This window comes from Vibrio sp. CUB2, assembly GCF_001557945.1.
In the GTDB taxonomy this organism is placed as follows: Bacteria; Pseudomonadota; Gammaproteobacteria; order Enterobacterales; family Vibrionaceae; genus Vibrio; species Vibrio owensii.
Genome location: NZ_LNRB01000017.1, coordinates 92,286 through 112,866, shown reverse-complemented (window position 1 = coordinate 112,866; position 20,581 = coordinate 92,286). Strand labels below are relative to the sequence as shown.

The window sequence follows — 20,581 nt, the reverse complement described above, 5'->3', positions numbered from 1 at the left end:
GATAATTGGGCTCATATGGACCATAATATTAAGACCATTTGGTCTATAGGAGCTCAGTATGGCAACGGCAACATTAAAAAGCTTTAAACCCAAGCAGCCTCATAAGGCAAACTTCTGGTTTATGCTGGGCATTGAAGATGCCGAAACCGGTCGTACCGATGCGGTTCATAAAGGCTTTGAGCCAAAGGTATACCGTAATATCGTCGAGCGTGTGAAGCTTTCTCAAAGCGAATTCCAACACGTCACATTGATCCCGGTGAGCACCATCAAACGTCGACTCAAAAACGAAGAGCGCTTCAACACGCAAGAGAGTGATGCCATCTATCGTTTAGCGATGCTACTTAAGCTAGCAACAGAACTGTTTGATGATGAAGAACGCGCACTAGGTTGGATGAGAGAGAATGTTTATGGTTTGGGTGGAAAACGCCCACTAGACATGGTTTCTACCACGGTTGATTTTGAAATCGTCAAAGATTTGATTGGACGACTAGAGCACGGGGTATTCTCGTAATATGAAGCTCTATCGACTGACTCAAAAGAAGTTCTCCGAGTCTCCATTTAGCCCAATCGGTGCCAAGCTGTACGGCGGGCGATGGAACTCGAAAGGAACCGAAGCACTGTACTTTTCTCAATCCGAATCTCTCTGCTCGTTAGAAGTTTTCGTGCATGTAAACAACGATCCTGCTATCACCAAGCTTTACGATTTGTATCGTATCGAGATGCCGGAATACTTAATTGCCGCACTGGATGAAGAAGACTTGCCGGTCACTTGGCGCTCTATTCCTGCTAGTGAATCCACACAATACATCGGTGACCAATTTCTCAACGATCCACATCCTGAATTTGCTGCACTGCAAGTGCCTTCGACAATTTCTCCTCGTGATAACAACTACGTCGTCAATCCAAATCACCCCAAGATGAAAGACATCCTGAAGAAAGCAGAGAAGCTTGATTTTGCTTTCGACCCAAGAATCTTTAAATAAAAAAGCTCTGCGTTTGGGTTAGCGCTGAGCTCTCTTCCTTTTGTCATTGGGTTAATGTTGAGCAGTGAGTTGTTGATTGTCACTCAACTCCTTTTGATAGCTACTCAATACAATTTCTGCGCCTTTGTAAGAGAGGTGGCTTGCATCGGTGTACATGGCATTGTTGCTGCCCACTTTCATTGCGCATTTGCCCTGTTGGCAGATGTAGTTAGTAAGGTCGACAAACTCCACATGTTCAAATTGTTCAAAGTACGCTACCAGCGTCGCTACATGATGCGGGTGTGACTGCTTCGGCGAAAAGTCACATTCATTGCCTGTGTTATCACCAAACAATTGCGCTTTCCATAAGCATTCGCCAATAGCATGCGGTGCAGAAGGTGTTGGACCAAAGACAACGATCTCTCTGTCTTCTAACTCGTTCAATAGATGGGTGAGCGACGCTTGGTAATCTTGCTTAGAGAACTCTTTATTGAAGTTAGAAGAAATCACCACACGTCGAATCGAAGGCGTATCCCGAATAGTTTCGACTGCATCGGTGAAGAAGCTTCGACACGATAGATTATTGACTCCTGTAATCATATCTACATAACCCACCGCACAAGAATCTTGCGTAAGTTGGACAACTCCCGTAGGTGTGTCATTGGCGAGCTGCTGAACAAAGACCATGCTGTGGCTGTTACCCAATACTGCGACAGTAGGCTCTGAAGATGATGAACAAGTGTCGTTGATGGTTGTATTACCATTACATGCAATTCCGTAGCCATTGTTTACGCGCATAGCTTCAAAAAATGCGCTACGGTCTGGAAAGCCTCCATTTTTATGACCGACGACACCAAAAGCAAGCAGCGGCAGGGTGACTAACACAAGTGAAGCAGCCAGTGTGCTAATGCCGATTTTCTTGCGGCTACGGAAAGGCTTTTCAACAAAGCGCCAAGTAAGGTAAGAAAAGGCAAATAGAGCCACTAGATAAAACGCGAGGCTGAATTCTTGTCCGGCAGTAAGTACGTAGCGATAAAAAACCAACAAAGGAATGTGCCACAAATAAAGGCTGTAGCTGATCAACCCAACAAAAACCACCGATTTGAGACTTAAAGCTTTACCCAGCGTGTTGTCTTTGGATGAGAACAAGATAATAAGCGCGGTGCCAATCACAGGGATTAACAGCATGAGCCCGGCGCCATCTTTTGATTTATCGAACAACAAGGCGGAGGCAAGCACCAGTGTTAAGCCAATCATGGCAAGGGTGTTGTTGGGTTTGATGACGGTTTTGCGCATCACTAGAGCAATCAGAGAGCCCGCCGCCAGTTCCCACGCACGAGAGAAAATCATGTAAAAGGCGAAATCAGGATCACCACTGGCGTACCAAATAGTCATCAGGCTTAATGCAAACACCGCAATGAAGAAGGTGAGATAAGACATGAGCTTGCCTCGTGCCAGAAGCATGAGCAGAAGAGGGATGACAATGTAGTATTGTTCCTCCACACCTAAGCTCCAAGTATGAAAGAGCGGATTGGCTTGTTCTTCCAGCCCAAAATAATTGTGCCCTTTGAGGTAAAGCAAAACATTAGAAGCGGACAGAATGGAAGACACAGAAAACTCGCCCACCTCTTTGTGTGCATGTGGAAGGAACAACCACCAAGAGAGTAGGTAACATACTGCAATAACCAGCAGCAGTAAGGGCAGAATCCTACGAATACGGCGCTCGTAGAAATCAGCAAGGCTGAATTGGTTCTTATCCAAATCGTTTATCACAATTGTGGTAATTAAATAGCCACTGATCACGAAGAACACGTCTACGCCAATAAAGCCACCAGCGAACGCTTCGATGTCTGCGTGGAAGAAGATCACCAATATGACGGCAATCGCTCTTAATCCATCTATTTCTGCTCGGTAAGTCATCATCATCTCTCCCTAGTCAACAAACTCACTAACGCAAAATGCGCACCAAAAATTAGGCTCATAAAATCAGTGAGTTAAAAAGCATTCTGAAGATGAGAAGAGTTTTGCAGGATGACTTCTTATATTGATTTTCATTTTGAAAATTTAAAACTCAGCGGTTTCTAGCAAAATGACGTGCTACGGATGTAAATCAAAGAACGGTTGAACGGGAGTTTTTATACTCGGAGCTAAGTGAACAAACTCAGAAACGAGGCTATGAGCCAAAACGATATTCAAGCCAAGATTGCCAGCTTTACTTGTATCGAAGAAGCTTTGGATTACTTCGATATTGGTTTTGACAGCCGCTTTATTGATAAACACAGAGTGGAGTTAGTAAAGCGCTTCAATGGCTATTTGATTCTGACTAAGCCTGAAGATTGGTTTGCGGCTCGCCGTGCATTAAAGAACGCATACTGCAAAGTGCAGCGAAGTTTGTTGGATAAAACCACACGCTCGGCTTGTCGTGGTTGCACTTCTTGTCAGCGTCGTTAGAACCAATTTCAATACCCAAGCCATAATGTCAGACAACACTGGGCGCAAAAAAAGAGAAACCCCGCAGATGCATTCAAACTCATCTGCGGGGTTTTGTCTATTCAACTTGCCTATTCAAATAAGTCGGCTGAACTAGGCAAGCTCAACGGTTTAGTTTGCTTGGTAAGTCGGGTAATCCAACAGACCTTTTTCGTTACCACCAAACAGCGTCGCAGGATCGTGAGCTGTTAGCGGGTAATCGTTCTTGATACGGTTCGGTAGGTCAGGGTTCGCGATGAACGGACGACCAAAGCCAACCATATCTGCCAAGCCACTTTCTAGAGCTTCAGCCGCTTTCTCTGTGTTGTAGCGACCAGCATAAATGATGGTGCCTTTGTAAGCTTCACGAACGGCTGTTTTGAACTCAGCTGGCGTATCTGGTGCGTCATCCCAGTCTACTTCTGCAATGTGCATGTAAACAACGTTTAGCTTATCAAGCAGTGCCGCAGCAGCTGTGTAAGTTTCTACTGGTGTTTTATCTACAGTACCGTTTAGTGACGTAAACGGAGCAAGACGAACACCAACGCGATCAGCACCAATCGCTTGAGTCATCGCTTCAACCACTTCACCCAAGAAGCGTAGACGGTTTTCAACTGAACCACCGTATTCATCTGTACGGTTGTTTGCTTCAGAATCGATGAACTGGTTAACAAGGTAGCCGTTTGCTGCGTGTAGTTCGATGCCATCAAAGCCCGCTTCAATCGCATTCAATGCCGCTTGACGGTACTCTTCGATAACCACTTTGATGTCTTCTGTAGTCATCTCACGTGGTTCTACTACGTCAACGAAACCAGGCTCATCTGTGCCGTTATCGATAAACACTTTCACGTTTTCTGCTTTTAGTGCAGAAGAAGAAATTGGCTGCTCACCACCGATGTTGTCAGGGTGAGTTACACGGCCTACGTGCCAAAGCTGAGCGAAGATCGCACCGCCTTTTGCGTGTACAGCGTCAGTGACTTTTTTCCAGCCTACGATTTGTTCTTGGCTGTAAATACCCGGAGTCCAAGCGTAACCTTGCCCCATAGGTGAAATCTGTGTGCCTTCTGCAACAATCAAACCCGCAGATGCGCGCTGTGCGTAATACTCAGCCATCATGTCGTTTGCGACGTTGCCAGGCTGGCTTGCACGAGAGCGAGTCATTGGTGGCATAACGATACGGTTCTGAAGCGTTAGAGAACCAAGTTGTACAGGTTGAAATAATGTATCTTTCATGACTAACCTCGTTATTTGCTTGTTTGAATCAATTCGATTTGGTAACCGTCAGGGTCTTTGATGAATGCGATATGCGTTTCACCGCCTTTCATTGGACCAGGTTCACGAGTGACATTGCCACCAAGTGCTTTGATTTTGTCGCATGCAGCGTAAATATCTTCACAACCCAATGCCATGTGACCGAACGCATTACCTAGGTCATAGCTGTCTGTGTCCCAGTTGTAAGTCAGTTCAATCGTCGCGCTGCCTGGTTGGTCTGCGTTACCGACAAACACGAGTGTGTAGCGGTATTCTGTGTTTTCGAAGCGATCTAGCTCGCTCATACCAAGAACTTTGGTGTAAAACTCGATGGACTTCTCTAGGTCAGCCACGCGGATCATAGTGTGAAGAAATTTCATATTTAACCTTCTTATCTCGGCTTGTGAGGCGATGTCGGAGTGACAAAGGCATTTCAACAAGCAACGTTGTTGAAGCTAAAGATAAAGGCATTGCATGCAAACATGAAATTATCATTGATTATTGTTTGTATAATATTCTGTTATCAAAATCGTGGGGTATTTGATCATTTTGGTGGCTCATTAATCGAAGTAAAAGCGCGAGGCACTTTAACCTTTTATTTTTAATATAAATTACTTACAGTAATTGATTGTTGGGTTGAATGTGTACTCATGGAAACAAAAGGACAGCGGATGAATGAATCAGTGTATCGTGCAATGTCTTGGCTGAAAGGAATACTGGATAAGCAAGATATTCGTTACCAGATTGTCGGGGGGTTCGCCGCCCACCTTCATGGTGGTTCTCGGCCTATTGCTGACATTGACCTCTATATTGAAAAAGAGGATGTACATACGCTTCTACCTTTTTTTCAACCTTTTGTAAGTAAACCGCTTAAACACTATTGTGAAGAAGGGTGGGACTTAGAATACCTTCAGCTGATTTATGAAAACCAGAAAATCGAAATTGGATTGACTCCGGGGACGAAGATTTTCAGCACCTCAAACCAACAATGGGTATTGCTTGATATTAATTTGGCCGAATCCGTACAGCGCGATTTTCATGGGCTAACTTTGCCGGTCATCAATGCAAGCTCTCTTGTTGAGTATAAACGAATCCTCAATCGAGAAGTCGATCAAATCGATATCAAAGAGCTAGAAGAAATCCAACAAGCGGATAGTGCTCAATCAATGACTCAAACCAGAATTTAGAGAAATACAAGGCAACAAACTATGAAGAAAAGTAAGTTTCTATTGGCATTAATACTCGGCAGTTTGGCTGTAATACCGAGTGTATCAATGGCGAATGACCAAGTATTGAAGCAAGCTTATCAGTCGCAGCAAAGTGATGTACAAGTTCGAGGTTCAGGTGCGGTCATTCGTGTGTTACGAGATGACAACGTTGGTTCGAGACATCAAAAATTCATCCTTAAGCTAGAATCTCGCCAAACGCTTTTGGTTGCTCACAATATTGACTTGGCTCCAAGAGTTGCGAATCTGAACGTTGGCGACCGTATTGAATTTAATGGTGAATATGAGTGGAATTCAAAAGGTGGTGTCTTGCACTGGACGCACCACGATCCACAAGGACGCCACGAAGGTGGTTGGTTGAAACATAACGGTCGAACGTACCAATGAACATCGTTCCAGAGCTAGATTTAAGTCCAGCCGAGCATCTAGCCATCAAGCATTTGCGAAATGCCGCATTTCCCGAGCATCAGTCAGACCGATCTTATTACAAGCAGTTACCTCATTATCGTGCTCTTGAGTTTCAAGGTACAAAGCTGATTGGTTATATGGGGCTGGACTATCGAGTTATGAACTTGAATGAAGAGCCAATCAAAGTCTTGGGGATCATCGATTTATGCGTTGATACTGATTTCCAAGGGAAAGGGGTCGCTTCAACAATGCTTACTCGTGTTACAGAGTATGCCCAAGACAAAGACGTTGATTTCATCATTCTTGTGGCTGACGATCCTTCGCTTTATCTAAAAAACGGATTTCAGTGTTTAGAGGTAGAGGCGACTTGGATGAGAGTGCACGAACACAGAAATTATGGCGCCGCAGAAGAAAGGCTCAATGACCTTTATGTGAAACCATTGCGTGGTCAGATAGTGACAAAGGGTGCACTCGATTGGTTGGGGTATATGTACTAACCATCATAGAAAATATCGAATTAGACATGATTAAGGAAAGGATGCCATGAATGTCTCTTTGAGAGAGATTACGAAACAAAACTATGAACTCGTCTGTGACTTGGACGTAACGAAACCACAAGAAGAATTTGTAGCATGCAACATGTGGTCACTGGTGGAGTCTTTCTACAACGAAGGCCATGTAGTTCGTTCAATCTATCTAGACGAGGAAGCCGTTGGTTTTTTCATGTGGGTTCATGAAACAAGTGATAAAGTTTCTATTTGGCGTTTTATGGTTGATGCCAAACACCAAAACAAAGGAATAGGGCGCGTTGCATTAAAACTGGCAATAGAAGAAATCAAACAAGCGCCCAACCTCAAACAAATAGAGATCTGTTACAACCCGACTAATCCAGTCGCCAAGCCTTTCTACAGTCAGTTTGATTTTGAAGAAGTTGGTATGGATGAGGATGGTGAAGATATGTTGGCAATCATCGAACTCTAACGCAGTTGCTATGAAAAAGGGGTCAGCACAGCTAACCCCTCTGATTCAGAATTTGAAAAACCGTAATGGTTGCGTCTAGCTCCCTCTATCGGTCTTTCATTTTGCGTTTGTTACAGCAAGCAATAATTCGAGCTCTTCAGGTGTCAGTAAGTCTTTGTTTTTCAGGACTTCACTTTCTTCTAAAGAAAGCCGCGTCTGGCTTATTAAGTATTTTTTTTGAGTTGGCGTCAGATCCTTAAGCGAATCTATCAACTCTTTAAAATTTGTGTTGTTCATAGCCTAGCATTTCCAATTAACGTAATATTTTTTATTGTTTTGTCACTAATCCATGTTGGATAAGTAATCTGTTATCTGCTGGTTTATTGCAACCAACTCTTTATTAACTATAGCCAGATCCCCGCTATTTGGTGCGATATTATCTCTTGTGTGCTCCTCCATATTGTTAAGTGCTGATACTGCCGACTCCTCTCCAAAGCTTGAAAGGATGCCTTTTAAACTGTGTGACAGTAGGAACAACTCAGGCCAATTTTGGTCTTGGTTAAGCTGATTAATACGGTTCAATCCATCTTCGTAGTCTTCCATATAGGTTGAGAAAACAGCAAAGATAATATCGACATCGTTGTCCATGTAAGTATTAAGTACTTCGAAATTTATCATTGCTCATCTCCACAATGTGGCTTGCAGGTTAAAGGGTTTTGGTAAAGAGGACGAGTAGGAGCCTGAAAGGTAGTTTTGAAACCAATTAGACCAATTGGGTGGCAAAGGTCGACGAGAAAGAAAGTCGATATTCTCATTCATGGCAATACTTGTTATTTTAGTTGTATTATCAGAGAGTTGTTTCAGACATATCTCAATTGAAAAAGGGTATTTATCTCTTAACTCTTGATCAGCATTATTTATCTGGAAGTTTTCCTCAATTGACATACCAGGCTGTACAGTTAGCAGTGCCAACAAAGAATGTTTAATTGCGAACTCCCCAAAATAGTCCATTAGTGGAATAGCCTGCTTTAACAGTGGGAGTGGTGTCTTGTTTGGTGCTGCATAGTAATAGCTGAGAGCTTTCATAAGCTTTCTATGTGCGTATTCAGGTCGTGCTTCTAGCAGTAACTTGCATTGCATCATTTGCTTGAAGGCCGCTAGATCGACTTGTTGGCTTCGGCTTAATTGCTTTTCGGCGATCAAGCAAAGTTGGTTCAGTTTTATAAATACTTTCTTTTTCTCATTGGCATCAGGAAGCATCTTGAAATGCTCGCTAATCAAATCAACATATGAATTCATTGTCGATAGCCAAACTGTATCGGTTGAAGATAAGTTCGATGTGTACAAGTAACCCACGTCATACAATTTATCTATTTGACCAAGTTTGGATAATATCCGAGAAACAGTCATCATGCGTGCACTATTGCTTGGTGTGAGCTTGAATGCACGATTAGCTAAAATGGACGCATTATTATATTGACCAAGAGTTTCATATAAACCGATGAGATTATCAATGGCTCTTAAGCACAGCGGATTATGCGTGACATAGTTTGCAAGTACATCTAGCGCTTCCTTAATTTGTCCTTGCCTATGGAGTAAGAAAGCTTCTGCGCATATAAGGCTGGCGTGTTCTTTGTTACTACAGAAAGGAAGGAATTTTTCGAGTACATCAAATTGTTGGGTTTCGACTAACGTGTCAATCAATAGTGACTCGACACAAACGCTCGTCGCATACTTTTTATGTAAATGCATGACATCAGTAAGAGTGATAGTTTCACACTTTTCAAGTAATCGACGTACTTCAGCAAGGTTATATTGCTGCTCTAGCGCGGTAAGCATCTTGCTTTTCAACGCTTTGGTTTGAAGTGGCTTAGTAAGAAGGTGTCTCACTCTACCAGAAAGAGCAGTTAATACGGTCTCCTGTGTTGCGTCACCAGATATCATCAAAACTGCTGTTGTATCTGAGATTAACTTAGCCCGTCCCATTAAATTGATCAAATCAAGCCCAGTAAATTTGGCCGATAGGTGATAATCCATTACGATAAATAAGTAAAATCGAGTCTTTACTGCATCTAATGCTTCTTGAGCACTATTTACACAAGTGATATTCGACAATTTTGCACCGAGAGAAACCAATTGGTGCTTGATCAACGTAGCAGATGTGGTGCAGTCGTCAATGACTAAAATGTTGATGCTGTCGACTTCAATTTTCCCTATGGTCAAGCTTCTACCCATTTACTCTAATTAGTACACTCTAAAATAAGGCTAGTCACCTGCTTGCATAATGGCAAGTGTTTTTTGACAAACAATAGATGATACGCTCTATATTAATTTTTATAGTTATTAACTTTGCTCTAAACCATTTTCTAATCGTTTTAATAGTTCGTTGGCCTTTTTTATTGCGCGTCTCGCACTCTTAGATTTTCTTTTATTTAACAAAATATCGGAAAACTGAAGGTATTTATCTGCAGTTTGAAACCGGAGGTCATTGATATCTTGAAAGCCAGGTGGAAAGCTTTTCGCGAGCGTGTCGATGTCTTTTACCAGCTTATCTAGATTTACCGTTGTGCGAGCTTGTTTCAATCGATAATGTAAGCCTTCAAACTCTTGTTGATAGAGAAGCCTTGCTGCATCCGATGGGAAAGCAAGTGGGCTAGCGCTGTCTTTTGTTGTTTCATACAGCTTCATTTGGAGTACAGCATCTTTCATCGCATTGCTGAAAGCCAAGTTTTCTTGGTGTTCTTCAGATTCAGAAAAGAACGTATTTCCAACCTTAATCAAGGTAACCAAAGCGGCTGCATCTCTTAGTTGAAGTGCGTCATTCAAATGCTGCCCAAAGACTTCACTTGCTAGAGAGCTAGGTGTGAAAGGGTATTCTTGGTGGATCTCTTGCAGCTCTTTCTTGAGATCATAGATCGATTTCTCACCTTCAACCTGAGCATAAACGGACTTTTCTAAGTGGCTATTTATCTGCCGTGCAATTGAAAGAAGCGTTGAATGCTTACTTGATTGAATATCCAGTGCCAACACTTCAATCTTATGTGAGTCCGGGTAGTAAACTTTTGCCTGTTGCAAGATGGATTCAATTTGATCGTAATTTGGGTAAGTGGTGACATCGGAATTCAGTACATCATCGATTTTCGATTCAAACTCGCCCAATAGATGAGGCTTATACAAACGTAAAAAACCCGCTTCAATCACAGGGTGTAGCCCTTGTTTGTCATCTATTAACGCTTTTGTGTCTTCTGGCAATGTATTGAGTAACTGTTCGGCCAACTCGATCGTTTGCTCTTTCTCTGCCAGTGCTAGGTTTAGTTTGGAGATTGTACCTTGTTGCTGTTGATAGAATATGCCAAGTGCTGCCAATAAAGCGACACTAGCAGCAATACCAGAGTACAAAGGCCAACGGTTTTTATTGAGTCGCGCTTTTATGTCAACACAGTTCAAGCCTTGAGGTAAGGTTCCTGTCGCAAACGCATTAGCGAATAGCCCCCACATTGAGAAAGGTAAATTAGTTGGCTTCCTCACTTTAATACCTTTCTTTAACGCTTCGTCGACAGGGGTACGGCCATAAGGATGTTTGCAGCTTAAAAGTTCAAAAGTGATACAGAAGAAGGCAAAAAGGTCGTCACTGAATTTAGGCTCTTTGCCTAACAAAATGTCTAGTGACGCATAATTTGGCGTATAGCCAAGTGTATCGGTATCTTGGGACTTGCGCTTAGCGGTGTATTGGTCATGCTTTAATTGCTGAGTTTTCGATACACCAAAATCTAACAGTTTCACCTTTCCCTCTGACGTTAGAATGACGTTGGCAGGTTTTAAATCGGCATGAACGACGCCGAGTGAATGCGCATACGACAATGCGTCCAAGGTTTGATTAAGAATCGATAGGGCGGCGTTGTATCTTAACCCGTCCGGTCGAGATCGTTGAATTAAGCTTTCTAATGTTTCACCATTAACGTACTCCATAACAAGGAAATAAATGTCGCCATCAACACCGAAGTCGTAAACGCGGATAATATTCGGGTGGCTTAACTTCTGAGTTTGTTGTGCTTCGCGAATCAGCATGCGTGCGGTCTCAGGCTGCGATGCATACTCATTCTGGAGAACTTTAAGTGCGACATATGGAGTATCGGAACCGGATGCTTCAAGGATCTTGTCTTTCGCCAAAAAGACGTCACACAAACCACCATGACCAATTAAAGACTCGATTTCATACCGATTTTTGATTGTCTCTCCGAGTAAAGAGTCAGAACGCTTTTTGTGAGTGTTATTCTCGAAGTCAGAGTCGGGATTACCCGCTGGCAGGATGATGTTTTGATTATGAGACACTTTTGTATTTGTCTCATTGTTATTTTGGGCGGAGCCTTCATTATTTATATTGCCCATCTTGTCGTTTGTATTTTCTCTTTTTTGAGTATTTACAACTTTTGTTTTATCGCCATTCGAATCTTTATTTATATAATTATTTTTACTTTGGTCTTCCATCACGAGACTCCATATAAAATGATGGTGTGAATATATAACTGATCAACTAATGAAAAATAGTTAAATGTTGATTTCTCGGTAAAGCTAACATCGGTTTTTTGACGAATGAAAAAATTGGCGTAAAAAATTTGAACCTCGTTGTATATTTTGTTCTGAGTAATAATCCTCGATTGCTTTGCTGAAAATTTAATTCATTATTCCGTTCGTGAAATCTAATTATTATTTGATTAGGCATTATTAACCTTGGCGTTAATAAGGTGTCACCTAACTATTAAGAACTAAATTTATATATTAAGCAGTTCCTTTGGCGAGGTTTACATGACTTTGGTTTTAACCATTACGAGCTTTCATAAGTTCACACCAGAGATAGACAATGAATTTGTTTTTGACGCGACAGGCGAGCATGAGAAAGTCAGTTTTGGTCGCTCAGAACAGTGCGATTGGACGTTGCCAGATCCTGAAAGAGTTATTTCAGGTAAGCATGGAGAGTTGATCAAGTTTGGTGACAAATACTTGATTAAAGACCTCTCTACTAATGGGACTTTTGTAAACAACGCAGTCAGCCCTGTCGGTCAAGGAAATGAATTAGCACTGAATAATGGTGATGTAGTGACCCTCGGCGACTATCAAATTCAAGTCAATCTTGAAGAGCGCTCTATAGATGAACCTTTAAATAAGTTCATTAAAGTCAATAATTTAGGTGATAAAGTTGCTCTTGGGAACTTGGCTCATGACAACTTTGGTTTGAATGCCTCGGATCTATTAAAAGAGAACGTTTCTTCCGAGTTTCAACTAGATATCGGTCTCATGGATGACTTTTTAGATGCTCCTACATCTCACTCTCAAAATGACCGAGAAGAAGAAAAGCTGCCTTCTCATACTCCAATCTCACATGAGCTCGATGAGAAAAATGCACAGGCTTTTATTAGAGGTTTGGGTATCAATCCTAATATGGTCCCAGATGAAGGCAGTGAGCAATGGTTTGAGCAGTTAGGTCAATCGTTTTCCCTGATGCTATTAGGCTTAATGGAAACATTACACAATCGTGCCGAGTTTAAACAAAATAATCGTTTGAATCATACGGCGTTTAGAAAATCTGAAAATAACCCGTTAAAGTTCTCTGCTAATTTAGAAGACGCAATTCATAATTTATATAATCGTCAATCGGCAAGCTTTATGCGGGTTGATATTGCGATAAAAGAGGCGTTCTTTGATATTGAAAATCATGAGCGTGCCTTAATGAAAGGTGTCGAAGGTACTGTATCAAGTGTTATGTCATTAGTAGAGCCAGCAACGATTTATTCTGATTCGATGTCCAATGATAGTGTCTTAAATAAATTAATTCCGGCAAGAAAATATGCGTGCAGTTGGAAAAGATTTGAAGGTATTCATCATCAATTGACCGATGAAGTTATAAATAAAGAATCACCATTTTATTTAGAAGATTTTGCAAAGCATTATGAAAGCGCGTTAAAAACTAAAATTTAAGGGATGATGATGAAAGCGATAATGAAAACTCTAGTTCTATTTTTTGCCGCACTGCTTACGGGCTGCTCCGCTGCAAACCTTGTGGTTGCCCCTTACGCTGATTTAGAGCTAGCTGCAAAACACAACATCAACCCTGATTCAAATGGCAGACCTTCCCCAGTCGTGATTTATGTGTTTGAACTCACTTCTTCGACGGTGTTTGAAAGCCAAGATTTCTTTTCAATATATGAAAACTACGACACGGTTTTGGGGCCAGATTTAGTGAACAAGTATGAGATATCGCTAACACCTGGCCAAGAAGAGGTTTATCACGCAAGTATGTCTGCTAAGACGAAATATCTCGGCTTGGTTGCGGCTTTTCGAGATATAGAAAACTCCAATTGGCGACAGGTGATTAAGGTTGATCAAACCGGGTACAACACCTACCAAATTCAATTAGACGATTTGTCTTTGTTTGTTAACTAATCTTGATTGGCGATAAAACCATGACACATTACTCCCGCACAGCATGGTGTGAGGGGATGTTTTTACGTCCTCAACATTTTCAGCAAAGCGAACGTGCGATTGAACAAGAATTCAAGGGGCTAAATCGCTTTCAACAACCCTATAATTGGGGCGTTTACAAAGTCCGTGTTAACTCAAACAGCCTTAAAGAAGGGCTGGTAGAAGTTGAGAGTATAGACGCAATTCTGCCTGATATGACGGCCGTCCAACTACAGAATGCGAGCGATGAGCTCAGCCCTTTGAGCATTGAAAAAGGTACGCAAGACACGCTTGTTAAGCTAACCGTGCCAGCGAAGAGTTTGAAAGAGAAAATGGTCGCTGATGTTAGCGAAGGCTTGGTGTCGCGATATTTGTTGAAAGATATTGATGTTATTGATGTTCAGACAGGTCAAGACGAAGAGTGTATTCAAGTCGCATCCTTGAACATGGCGTTGAAAGCGAACAATGAAAAGCTTTCTGGTTTTGTTGAATTGCCAATTCTAAAAATTAAAGAGGTAACAAATGAAGGCGTCGTTATCTTGGATGATGAATTCACGCCACCGAACCTAAATGCGCTTAATGATCAAGCCATGATGAGCTGTCTAAAAAACGTCTCCGCAATGACTAAGATTCGTGCTGATGTTGTCTCTCAACGTCTGCTTCAAGGAAAGATGGCTTCTGCATCAGCGGTGGATTTCATCATGCTACAAATGCTAAACCGATACGAGACGATTCTTAAGCACCTAGGTAAATTAGAGCAGATTCATCCGCTCGAGCTTATTACTTTATTGAAGGGCTACGCCGGCGAACTCTCGACATTTTCTAGCAAGACGAAACGTATCCCTGCGTTGTCTGATTATGATCATATAAACCTGACTCCTGTTGTTCAGGAACTTAACCAAGTGTTAAGCCAATATTTAAGCGTTGTACTCGACCAGACTGCCAACAAGTTACCGCTAGAAGCTCGCCAACTCGGTATACACGTCACACCATTACCAGACAAGCGACTACTTGATTCCAGTCAGTTCGTATTGGCTGTTAAAGCTGATACGAGCACCGAAGAGATTAGACGATTGGTACCAGCGCAACTTAAGTTTGGGCCAGCAGAACAAATTCGTGACCTCATTAACAACCAGATCAATGGCATCAATGTTGCGCCACTCAATGTCGTCCCGAGGCAGATTCCTTATCAAACCGGGTACGTCTATTTTGAAGTAATCAAAAAAGGACCTTTCTGGAACCGGCTAAAAGAGAGTGGTGGCATCGCTCTACAGTTATCTGGCCAATTTCCAAATGCGGATATTGAGCTTTGGAGCATTAACCAATAACGGGTGACGTCACTATGGAACAGACAATTATTAAGCCAACACCAGGTGGAAGGCCAGTAAGCGCCAAAGTATCTCAGCCACAATCGGCAGACAGTACAGTGGTGATTTCAAAAAGCACTGAGGTTGTGAACAATGACACGGTAGTCGCATTTGGCACTAACCCAATACTGGCGGAAGCCAATGGCATCCTTTCTATCATTGGCCAGATAAGAGCAACGGCCACGCACTCTGATGTGTTCTTTTTAAAAGAAGCATTGGCTCAGAAATTAAGAGATTACGAGAATCGACTACGTCAGAAAAATATTAACTTAGAAACGATAGATACGGCACGTTACTGTTTGTGTTGTGCAATTGATGAAGCGGTATTGAATACAAATTGGGGTAGCCAATCTGCTTGGAGCCATGATTCATTATTAACGTCGTTTTATTCGAGCAGCCAAGGTGGTGAGGCATTTTATCAACACCTTGAGAAGTGTATGTCTTCTCCTGAGTTTCATTTAGATCTTCTTGAATTAATGTATGTTTGCTTGTCCCTGGGCTTTGTCGGTCAATATCGACTACAGAAGAATGGACTCGAAGCACATCGTCGTGTGCGAAAGCAGGTGATGGCGACGCTCAAGAATCATGGCCGAGGTCTGCAACAAGGCTTGAATGATAATGTTGAAGCCCGTCTTCTTAATGGTGCGCAAATCTCTGAACGAGCGCCTTTGTGGGTTGTTTGCTCGGTCACACTTGCTTTGTTGGTGTGTATTTTTATGTACTTTAGTTATGACCTTAACAAAGCCTCCAACCAAACCTTTACCAACTTGATCAACTTGATCGCTCCGGTACAAGTTGAATCAACAGTTCAAACTGATTCTCAAGTGACCGATATCGCTGGACGCATTTCTATGTATCTCGCAACAGAAATCAGTAAAGGTTTAGTCACGGTCGACGTGCTTCCTGACCGAGTTCGAATCTCCATCAAAGCTCAAGATCTCTTTGAGTCTGGAAGTGCCGAGGTTGTTGAGTACATTCAACCCGTGATATCCAAATTGGCTCGAACCTTAGAAGCTACAGAAGGGAAAATCTTGGTCGCAGGGCATACCGACGACAAACCAATTTTTACCAGCAAATATCCTTCCAACTGGCACCTGTCTCTGGCAAGAGCTACCGCGATGTCTGAGCAGTTAATCGCGAATAGTGCTTTAAAGGGACGTGTGTTGCCTGAGGGGTTAGGAGATGCGAGGCCGTTGGTCGAGAACACTAGCGACGAGAACCGAGCGCTTAATCGCCGAATCGAAATTGATCTAATGGTTGCGAACTAAGGAAAGTGAGATAAATGAGTATCCGAGAAGTAGGCAAAATCTTTACTCAACGCTGGTTTATCGGCTTAGTTGGTGTCGCAGCTTGTTCAATCTTTATATGGGCTGTTGGGCCACTAATTACCGTTGCAGGTTATGAACCTTTAAAGACGGATTTTCAACGTCTCGTCAGTATTTTGGTGTTGGTTTTCGTTTGGGGGATCTTCAATCTTACGAAACAACACAAGCAAAAAGTAAAAGAAGACGAGAGTATTCAGACTTTGTTAGAAGTTGACTCTCAATCGGATAAAGAAGCCGCTTCTGAAATCAATGTCTTGCAAGATAGGATTGAACAGGCAATTAAAGTCGTGACTAAAACACATAAAGGAAAACGCAGCCTTTATGAATTGCCTTGGTACGTTTTGATTGGCCCTCCTGGTACGGGTAAAACAACGGTTCTCAAGCAGTCTGGTTTGGAATTTCCTTTGGCTGAGTCAATGGGTACAGGTTCGGTCGCTGGGGTTGGTGGTACTCGACATTGCGATTGGTGGTTCGCCAACAAAGCGGTGTTAATTGATACTGCAGGGCGTTACACCACGCAAGACAGTCAGGAAAAGGTCGACTCAAAGGCTTGGCATGGGTTCCTTGGGCTACTTAAAAAATACCGAACCCAGAGACCAATCAATGGCGCTATCGTGACGGTGAGTTTGGCCAGCATGATGTCGCAGACTCGCACTGAGCGCAGCTTGCACGCAAGAGCAATTAAGGCACGTTTACAAGAGTTGAAAAATCAATTGGGTATGCAATTTCCAATCTACGTACTGCTTACTAAGATGGATCTCGTCGCGGGGTTTAATGAATTTTTTTCTGACTTGAGTAAAGAAGAGCGAGACGATCTCTTTGGTTTTATGTTCCCTCAAGATTGTGAGGATGAGAAAGGCGTTATTTCTCTTTTTAATAAAGAGTTTCATCACCTATTAGAATGTCTTGATGCTCGAATGTTGAGGATCCTTGAAACTGAAGATGATCTTGATAAGCGTGCGCTAATCTTCGAGTTTCCAAAACAGCTGCGTGTACTACAGGCAAACTTAGACGAGTTTCTAACCGATATTTTTGCTCAAAACAGCTTTGAAGAAGCGACTCTCATCCGTGGTGTGTTTATGGTGAGTTCAGTTCAAGAAGGAACCCCTGTTAGCCGTTTAATGAATGAAGCCACAAGTGGATTGGGGCTTGGCAAGCTTGGGCTATCAATGAACAGTCGAAGTTCTGATAGTTACTTTGTCAAAAACCTATTTGATCGAGTGATTTTCAAAGAGCAATTGCTTGGTACGGTGAATCGTCATTATCAAAAACAGTCTAGTTGGCTTCATCGAGGCGTTTATATCGGATGTGCAGTAGCACTGGCCGGTGCTACGGGCGTTTGGTTCACCAGTTACCAGTGGAACGTGAACCTTATTAATCAAACCAATAAGCAGACTGACCATATCAACGCAATGATAGGCGCGGATAGTTTGGACTTTGATTCAGATATTATCAGTGCAATAGAAACGCTTGATCGCATCATGATGTTACCGCTCGGTAAACAAAGCGATCATGAAGACGAAACGGCGATCAAAAAGTTTGGCCTGTATCAAGGGGATAAGGTCTCTCAAGCGGCGAACAGTGCTTATACCTCTGCGTTAAATAAGCACTTTGCCCCAATGGTGCTTCAGAGTCTTGTCTCAGAAATGGAAGGAAACCAAGAGCATCGTCAATATCTATACGAAACACTCAAAACTTATTTGATGCTGTTTAACCCAAATAAATATAAGCAAGAGGAAGTTCTGAGTTGGTTTGGTTTCTACTATGAACGTCATTACCCAGGTGTACTTAATGAGGTGCTAAGAGAGCGCTTAATGACGCACACTCGAAACTTGCTGGACAGCAACGAGCGAGGGCTTTCTTACGACGAATCATCGGTAGCGGAGGCTCGAGAAGTTTTAACACAAATGTCTTTGCCGGAACGTGCTTACCAACGTATGAAGTTGCAGTTTGCGAAAAGCCATGTGCCTTCATTTAGGTTGACTGACGTTCTAGGACCGAAAGGTTTAGATCAGTTCGAACGAAACAGTGGTAAGCCACTATCGCAAGGTATTTCCGGTTTTTACACTTACAACGGATTCCATAGCATTTTTCAAATTCAAATTAACCGCACGGTAAAAAGTTTGATGGAGGAAAACTGGGTCTATGGGGACGATTTAAAAGCGCATGAAATTGACCATGCAAGCGCTACTCGAGGTGTAAAAGAGCGTTATTACCAAGATTATATCAATGAGTGGAAAAACCTGATTGAAGACATCCAGCTTAAACAGGCGCCAAGTTTAGAGTTGGCTTCCGCTCAGGCGAGGGTGCTCTCTGGTGTCGAAAGGCCAATTGAATCACTACTGCGTGCGATTCAAAAAGAAGTGGGCTTAACGAAAGTGGTTTTGTCAGAAAACCAAAAAGCCGCCTCTGAAGTTGCGGGAAATGTCGCGAAGGTGAAGTTTTCAAATACGGCTGACAAGCTCGATCTGTATTTACCTGAGGAAAATGCGTTTAACGTAGCCTTGCCCGGGAACGAAGTGGAGCAACACTTTACTGAAATTCTACGTTTGGATGAGCAAGATTTTGACGACATTCAGCAAGCAATGGTTAATCTGCGTTCTTACTTGTCTGATCTATCAAGCTCAGGGAACAATCAAAAAATTGCTTACAAGAGCATTCTAGATGGAACGGTTACCCAAGATGTAGCTGCCTCTTTTGAGCGGGCGCGAGAGTTGCTACCAAAGCCATTTAATCAATGGTTAGGTGAGTTGTCTCAAGAGTCAGTGAAATTTGCTGAGAGTGGTTCTAAAGATCACCTAAACCAGCTGTGGCAAACGCAAGTAGTAAAACCGTATCGTCGTTCTATCGCGGGACGTTATCCCTTTGTTTCAAATGCGTCCAAGGAAGTGCGACTTAAAGATTTTAAACGTTTCTTCGGCTATGGCGGAACAATGGACTCTTTCTTTAAAGAGTATCTCGAACCATTTGTGGACACCTCCTCTAGACGCTGGAAACTTGAGAAAGAAATCGGTGTGAGGCCTGAAACATTAGCGGTGTTTCAACAAGCAAAGCGCATTAGGCAAACCTTCTTTGAATCTGATAACTCGCTGAGAGTCGAGTTTGGAATGAAGCCAGTCTATCTAGACCAACATATCACTCGTTTTGTATTGGAGCTAGGTGAACAAGACCTCGTTTATAAACATGGTCCAGCACGTGCTAAATCGTTGAGTTGGCCAGCAGGTCAAGATCAAACCCGAATCGTATTTACGCCGCCGGAATCAAAGCGCGAAATTGCCCATACATATGAAGGTGAATGGGGCATCTTTAGATTGCTAGACCAATCGCTTAAAGCGCGTCCGGAGTCACGAAAAGACAACATCGTGATGATTGATCTCAATGGTAATAAAGTTCAACTGGAGCTGATCCCTTCGAGCACAGTAAACCCATTCTGGTCAAATGAAATGGAGAGGTTTCGATGTCCACAAACGCTTTAACTTCTTCTTGGGGTTACATAGGGAAAATGCCGGCTAAAGGGGATTTTGTTAAAGACGGTTTGTCCCAAGAATTTACTGGTCGTTGGCACGACTGGCAGCAAGCAGTGATCGCCGTTAGCCGTGAGCAACTGGGGGAAAATTGGAGCGAGTATTTTTTGACTGCTCCTATCTGGCATTTTGCGCTTGATGTTTCTTACATGGAAGACGCCACTTATATCGGCAGTGTCATTCCGAGCGTGGATTCGTCGGGTCGTTATTTCTTTTTTACGGTGGCGCGCGCAGTACAGGGACCTGCGGTGAACTACTGGCAACAGAGTGACTGGACACAGCATAGCCAAAACCTTGCAGTTGCCGTATTGAGTGATGAATTTGTTTTCGATGCATGGGCACAAGGTCTGACAGACTCTAACAATCTACCAAGCGAAGAAGCGGGCGTAAGCCAAGTTCCAACGATAGCTTATGAAAGTGAACTGTCCGTCATTTATCAGCGTTCGTCGCAGCTATCAGTGAATAGCCTTTTGAATCGAATGATTGGTAAGGCTTACAAAACGCCTTGCTTTTGGTGGACAGACGGCTCGGGCAACATCGAACCGTGCATGTTGGTGACATCTGGCTTGCCATCGATAGGACAATATTCCGCAATGCTAGACGGCAATTGGCAAAAGTGGAATTGGTAGG

General features: G+C 42.7%; 20 protein-coding genes. 13 read left to right on the top strand and 7 right to left on the bottom strand.

What is annotated here, in order from left to right; genetic code table 11:
- The first annotated feature begins 58 nt into the window (after nucleotides 1–58).
- Nucleotides 59–511, top strand: a complete 453-nt coding sequence (locus ATB78_RS22435; protein ID WP_061010604.1) for an antitoxin Xre/MbcA/ParS toxin-binding domain-containing protein — start codon at nucleotides 59–61, stop codon at nucleotides 509–511.
- Nucleotide 512: 1 nt separating this feature from the next.
- A complete protein-coding gene (locus ATB78_RS22430) occupies nucleotides 513–983 on the top strand; it encodes an RES family NAD+ phosphorylase (protein ID WP_005447071.1) in 471 nt (156 codons plus the stop codon).
- 51 nt (nucleotides 984–1,034) lie between these two features.
- Here the strand turns inward: ATB78_RS22430 and ATB78_RS22425 are convergent, their stop codons facing one another.
- Complete coding sequence (locus ATB78_RS22425; RefSeq protein ID WP_061010634.1) at nucleotides 1,035–2,882, bottom strand: acyltransferase family protein; 1,848 nt, start codon at nucleotides 2,880–2,882, stop codon at nucleotides 1,035–1,037.
- A 255-nt stretch (nucleotides 2,883–3,137) separates the two neighbouring features.
- Here ATB78_RS22425 and ATB78_RS22420 point away from each other — a divergent pair, with 255 nt between their 5' ends.
- Nucleotides 3,138–3,413: a nitrogenase-stabilizing/protective protein NifW gene (locus ATB78_RS22420; protein WP_005441361.1), complete on the top strand. Its 276-nt coding sequence runs from the start codon at nucleotides 3,138–3,140 to the stop codon at nucleotides 3,411–3,413.
- 150 nt (nucleotides 3,414–3,563) lie between these two features.
- Here ATB78_RS22420 and ATB78_RS22415 read toward each other — a convergent pair whose 3' ends face one another.
- Nucleotides 3,564–4,664, bottom strand: a complete 1,101-nt coding sequence (locus tag ATB78_RS22415; protein WP_061010602.1) for an alkene reductase — start codon at nucleotides 4,662–4,664, stop codon at nucleotides 3,564–3,566.
- Between the two features lie 11 nt (nucleotides 4,665–4,675).
- On the bottom strand, nucleotides 4,676–5,062 hold the full coding sequence (gene gloA / locus ATB78_RS22410) for a lactoylglutathione lyase (RefSeq protein ID WP_017818768.1): 387 nt from the start codon (nucleotides 5,060–5,062) through the stop codon (nucleotides 4,676–4,678).
- 291 nt (nucleotides 5,063–5,353) lie between these two features.
- Between gloA and ATB78_RS22405 the strand changes: the two genes are divergently transcribed.
- The 4 genes from ATB78_RS22405 to ATB78_RS22390 all read left to right on the top strand — a co-directional run bounded on the left by ATB78_RS22405 (nucleotide 5,354) and on the right by ATB78_RS22390 (nucleotide 7,297).
- Entirely contained in the window at nucleotides 5,354–5,869 is a 516-nt protein-coding gene (locus tag ATB78_RS22405; protein ID WP_061010632.1) for a hypothetical protein, read from the top strand.
- 87 nt (nucleotides 5,870–5,956) lie between these two features.
- Nucleotides 5,957–6,295: a DUF3465 domain-containing protein gene (locus ATB78_RS22400; protein ID WP_155647857.1), complete on the top strand. Its 339-nt coding sequence runs from the start codon at nucleotides 5,957–5,959 to the stop codon at nucleotides 6,293–6,295.
- Nucleotides 6,292–6,813: a GNAT family N-acetyltransferase gene (locus ATB78_RS22395; protein WP_061010598.1), complete on the top strand. Its 522-nt coding sequence runs from the start codon at nucleotides 6,292–6,294 to the stop codon at nucleotides 6,811–6,813. The genes ATB78_RS22400 and ATB78_RS22395 overlap by 4 nt, the downstream gene beginning before the upstream one ends.
- A 46-nt stretch (nucleotides 6,814–6,859) precedes the next feature.
- Entirely contained in the window at nucleotides 6,860–7,297 is a 438-nt protein-coding gene (locus tag ATB78_RS22390; protein WP_061010596.1) for a GNAT family N-acetyltransferase, read from the top strand.
- Between the two features lie 96 nt (nucleotides 7,298–7,393).
- Here the strand turns inward: ATB78_RS22390 and ATB78_RS22385 are convergent, their stop codons facing one another.
- The 4 genes from ATB78_RS22385 to ATB78_RS22370 form a co-directional block, all read right to left on the bottom strand.
- The gene (locus tag ATB78_RS22385) at nucleotides 7,394–7,573 is read right to left on the bottom strand and encodes a hypothetical protein (RefSeq protein ID WP_009705290.1); all 180 of its coding nucleotides are present in this window, start codon (nucleotides 7,571–7,573) and stop codon (nucleotides 7,394–7,396) included.
- 45 nt (nucleotides 7,574–7,618) lie between these two features.
- Complete coding sequence (locus ATB78_RS22380; RefSeq protein WP_061010594.1) at nucleotides 7,619–7,954, bottom strand: Hpt domain-containing protein; 336 nt, start codon at nucleotides 7,952–7,954, stop codon at nucleotides 7,619–7,621.
- Between the two features lie 3 nt (nucleotides 7,955–7,957).
- The gene (locus ATB78_RS22375; RefSeq protein ID WP_061010630.1) at nucleotides 7,958–9,499 is read right to left on the bottom strand and encodes a response regulator; all 1,542 of its coding nucleotides are present in this window, start codon (nucleotides 9,497–9,499) and stop codon (nucleotides 7,958–7,960) included.
- 120 nt (nucleotides 9,500–9,619) lie between these two features.
- Nucleotides 9,620–11,764, bottom strand: coding sequence for a serine/threonine-protein kinase (locus ATB78_RS22370; protein WP_061010591.1), 2,145 nt, complete (start codon nucleotides 11,762–11,764; stop codon nucleotides 9,620–9,622).
- A gap of 318 nt (nucleotides 11,765–12,082) precedes the next feature.
- Between ATB78_RS22370 and tagH the strand changes: the two genes are divergently transcribed.
- Genes tagH through tagF form a run of 6 tightly spaced genes read left to right on the top strand, consistent with a single transcriptional unit; the run spans nucleotide 12,083 to nucleotide 20,580 of the window.
- Complete coding sequence (gene tagH / locus ATB78_RS22365) at nucleotides 12,083–13,252, top strand: type VI secretion system-associated FHA domain protein TagH (protein WP_061010590.1); 1,170 nt, start codon at nucleotides 12,083–12,085, stop codon at nucleotides 13,250–13,252.
- Between the two features lie 9 nt (nucleotides 13,253–13,261).
- Nucleotides 13,262–13,717 carry a type VI secretion system lipoprotein TssJ gene (gene tssJ, locus ATB78_RS22360; RefSeq protein WP_045458958.1) on the top strand — a complete coding sequence of 152 codons (456 nt, stop codon included), beginning with the start codon at nucleotides 13,262–13,264 and terminating at the stop codon, nucleotides 13,715–13,717.
- Nucleotides 13,718–13,737: 20 nt separating this feature from the next.
- Nucleotides 13,738–15,063, top strand: coding sequence for a type VI secretion system baseplate subunit TssK (gene tssK, locus ATB78_RS22355; protein WP_081096648.1), 1,326 nt, complete (start codon nucleotides 13,738–13,740; stop codon nucleotides 15,061–15,063).
- Between the two features lie 14 nt (nucleotides 15,064–15,077).
- Complete coding sequence (tssL, locus tag ATB78_RS22350; protein WP_061010585.1) at nucleotides 15,078–16,370, top strand: type VI secretion system protein TssL, long form; 1,293 nt, start codon at nucleotides 15,078–15,080, stop codon at nucleotides 16,368–16,370.
- 14 nt (nucleotides 16,371–16,384) lie between these two features.
- Entirely contained in the window at nucleotides 16,385–19,903 is a 3,519-nt protein-coding gene (tssM, locus tag ATB78_RS22345) for a type VI secretion system membrane subunit TssM (RefSeq protein ID WP_061010581.1), read from the top strand.
- Entirely contained in the window at nucleotides 19,885–20,580 is a 696-nt protein-coding gene (gene tagF / locus ATB78_RS22340) for a type VI secretion system-associated protein TagF (protein WP_061010579.1), read from the top strand. Before tssM ends, tagF begins: the two co-directional genes overlap by 19 nt.
- Nucleotide 20,581 lies beyond the last annotated feature (1 nt).

What these genes read in the sequence shown, in the direction of transcription:
- ATB78_RS22435 (WP_061010604.1), top strand. Translation starts at nt 59, where the DNA reads ATGGCAACGGCAACATTAAAAAGCTTTAAACCCAAGCAGCCTCATAAG.
- ATB78_RS22430 (WP_005447071.1), top strand. Translation starts at nt 513, where the DNA reads ATGAAGCTCTATCGACTGACTCAAAAGAAGTTCTCCGAGTCTCCATTT.
- ATB78_RS22425 (WP_061010634.1), bottom strand. Translation starts at nt 2,882, where the DNA reads ATGACTTACCGAGCAGAAATAGATGGATTAAGAGCGATTGCCGTCATA.
- ATB78_RS22420 (WP_005441361.1), top strand. Translation starts at nt 3,138, where the DNA reads ATGAGCCAAAACGATATTCAAGCCAAGATTGCCAGCTTTACTTGTATC.
- ATB78_RS22415 (WP_061010602.1), bottom strand. Translation starts at nt 4,664, where the DNA reads ATGAAAGATACATTATTTCAACCTGTACAACTTGGTTCTCTAACGCTT.
- gloA (WP_017818768.1), bottom strand. Translation starts at nt 5,062, where the DNA reads ATGAAATTTCTTCACACTATGATCCGCGTGGCTGACCTAGAGAAGTCC.
- ATB78_RS22405 (WP_061010632.1), top strand. Translation starts at nt 5,354, where the DNA reads ATGAATGAATCAGTGTATCGTGCAATGTCTTGGCTGAAAGGAATACTG.
- ATB78_RS22400 (WP_155647857.1), top strand. Translation starts at nt 5,957, where the DNA reads ATGGCGAATGACCAAGTATTGAAGCAAGCTTATCAGTCGCAGCAAAGT.
- ATB78_RS22395 (WP_061010598.1), top strand. Translation starts at nt 6,292, where the DNA reads ATGAACATCGTTCCAGAGCTAGATTTAAGTCCAGCCGAGCATCTAGCC.
- ATB78_RS22390 (WP_061010596.1), top strand. Translation starts at nt 6,860, where the DNA reads ATGAATGTCTCTTTGAGAGAGATTACGAAACAAAACTATGAACTCGTC.
- ATB78_RS22385 (WP_009705290.1), bottom strand. Translation starts at nt 7,573, where the DNA reads ATGAACAACACAAATTTTAAAGAGTTGATAGATTCGCTTAAGGATCTG.
- ATB78_RS22380 (WP_061010594.1), bottom strand. Translation starts at nt 7,954, where the DNA reads ATGATAAATTTCGAAGTACTTAATACTTACATGGACAACGATGTCGAT.
- ATB78_RS22370 (WP_061010591.1), bottom strand. Translation starts at nt 11,764, where the DNA reads ATGGAAGACCAAAGTAAAAATAATTATATAAATAAAGATTCGAATGGC.
- tagH (WP_061010590.1), top strand. Translation starts at nt 12,083, where the DNA reads ATGACTTTGGTTTTAACCATTACGAGCTTTCATAAGTTCACACCAGAG.
- tssJ (WP_045458958.1), top strand. Translation starts at nt 13,262, where the DNA reads ATGAAAGCGATAATGAAAACTCTAGTTCTATTTTTTGCCGCACTGCTT.
- tssK (WP_081096648.1), top strand. Translation starts at nt 13,738, where the DNA reads ATGACACATTACTCCCGCACAGCATGGTGTGAGGGGATGTTTTTACGT.
- tssL (WP_061010585.1), top strand. Translation starts at nt 15,078, where the DNA reads ATGGAACAGACAATTATTAAGCCAACACCAGGTGGAAGGCCAGTAAGC.
- tssM (WP_061010581.1), top strand. Translation starts at nt 16,385, where the DNA reads ATGAGTATCCGAGAAGTAGGCAAAATCTTTACTCAACGCTGGTTTATC.
- tagF (WP_061010579.1), top strand. Translation starts at nt 19,885, where the DNA reads ATGTCCACAAACGCTTTAACTTCTTCTTGGGGTTACATAGGGAAAATG.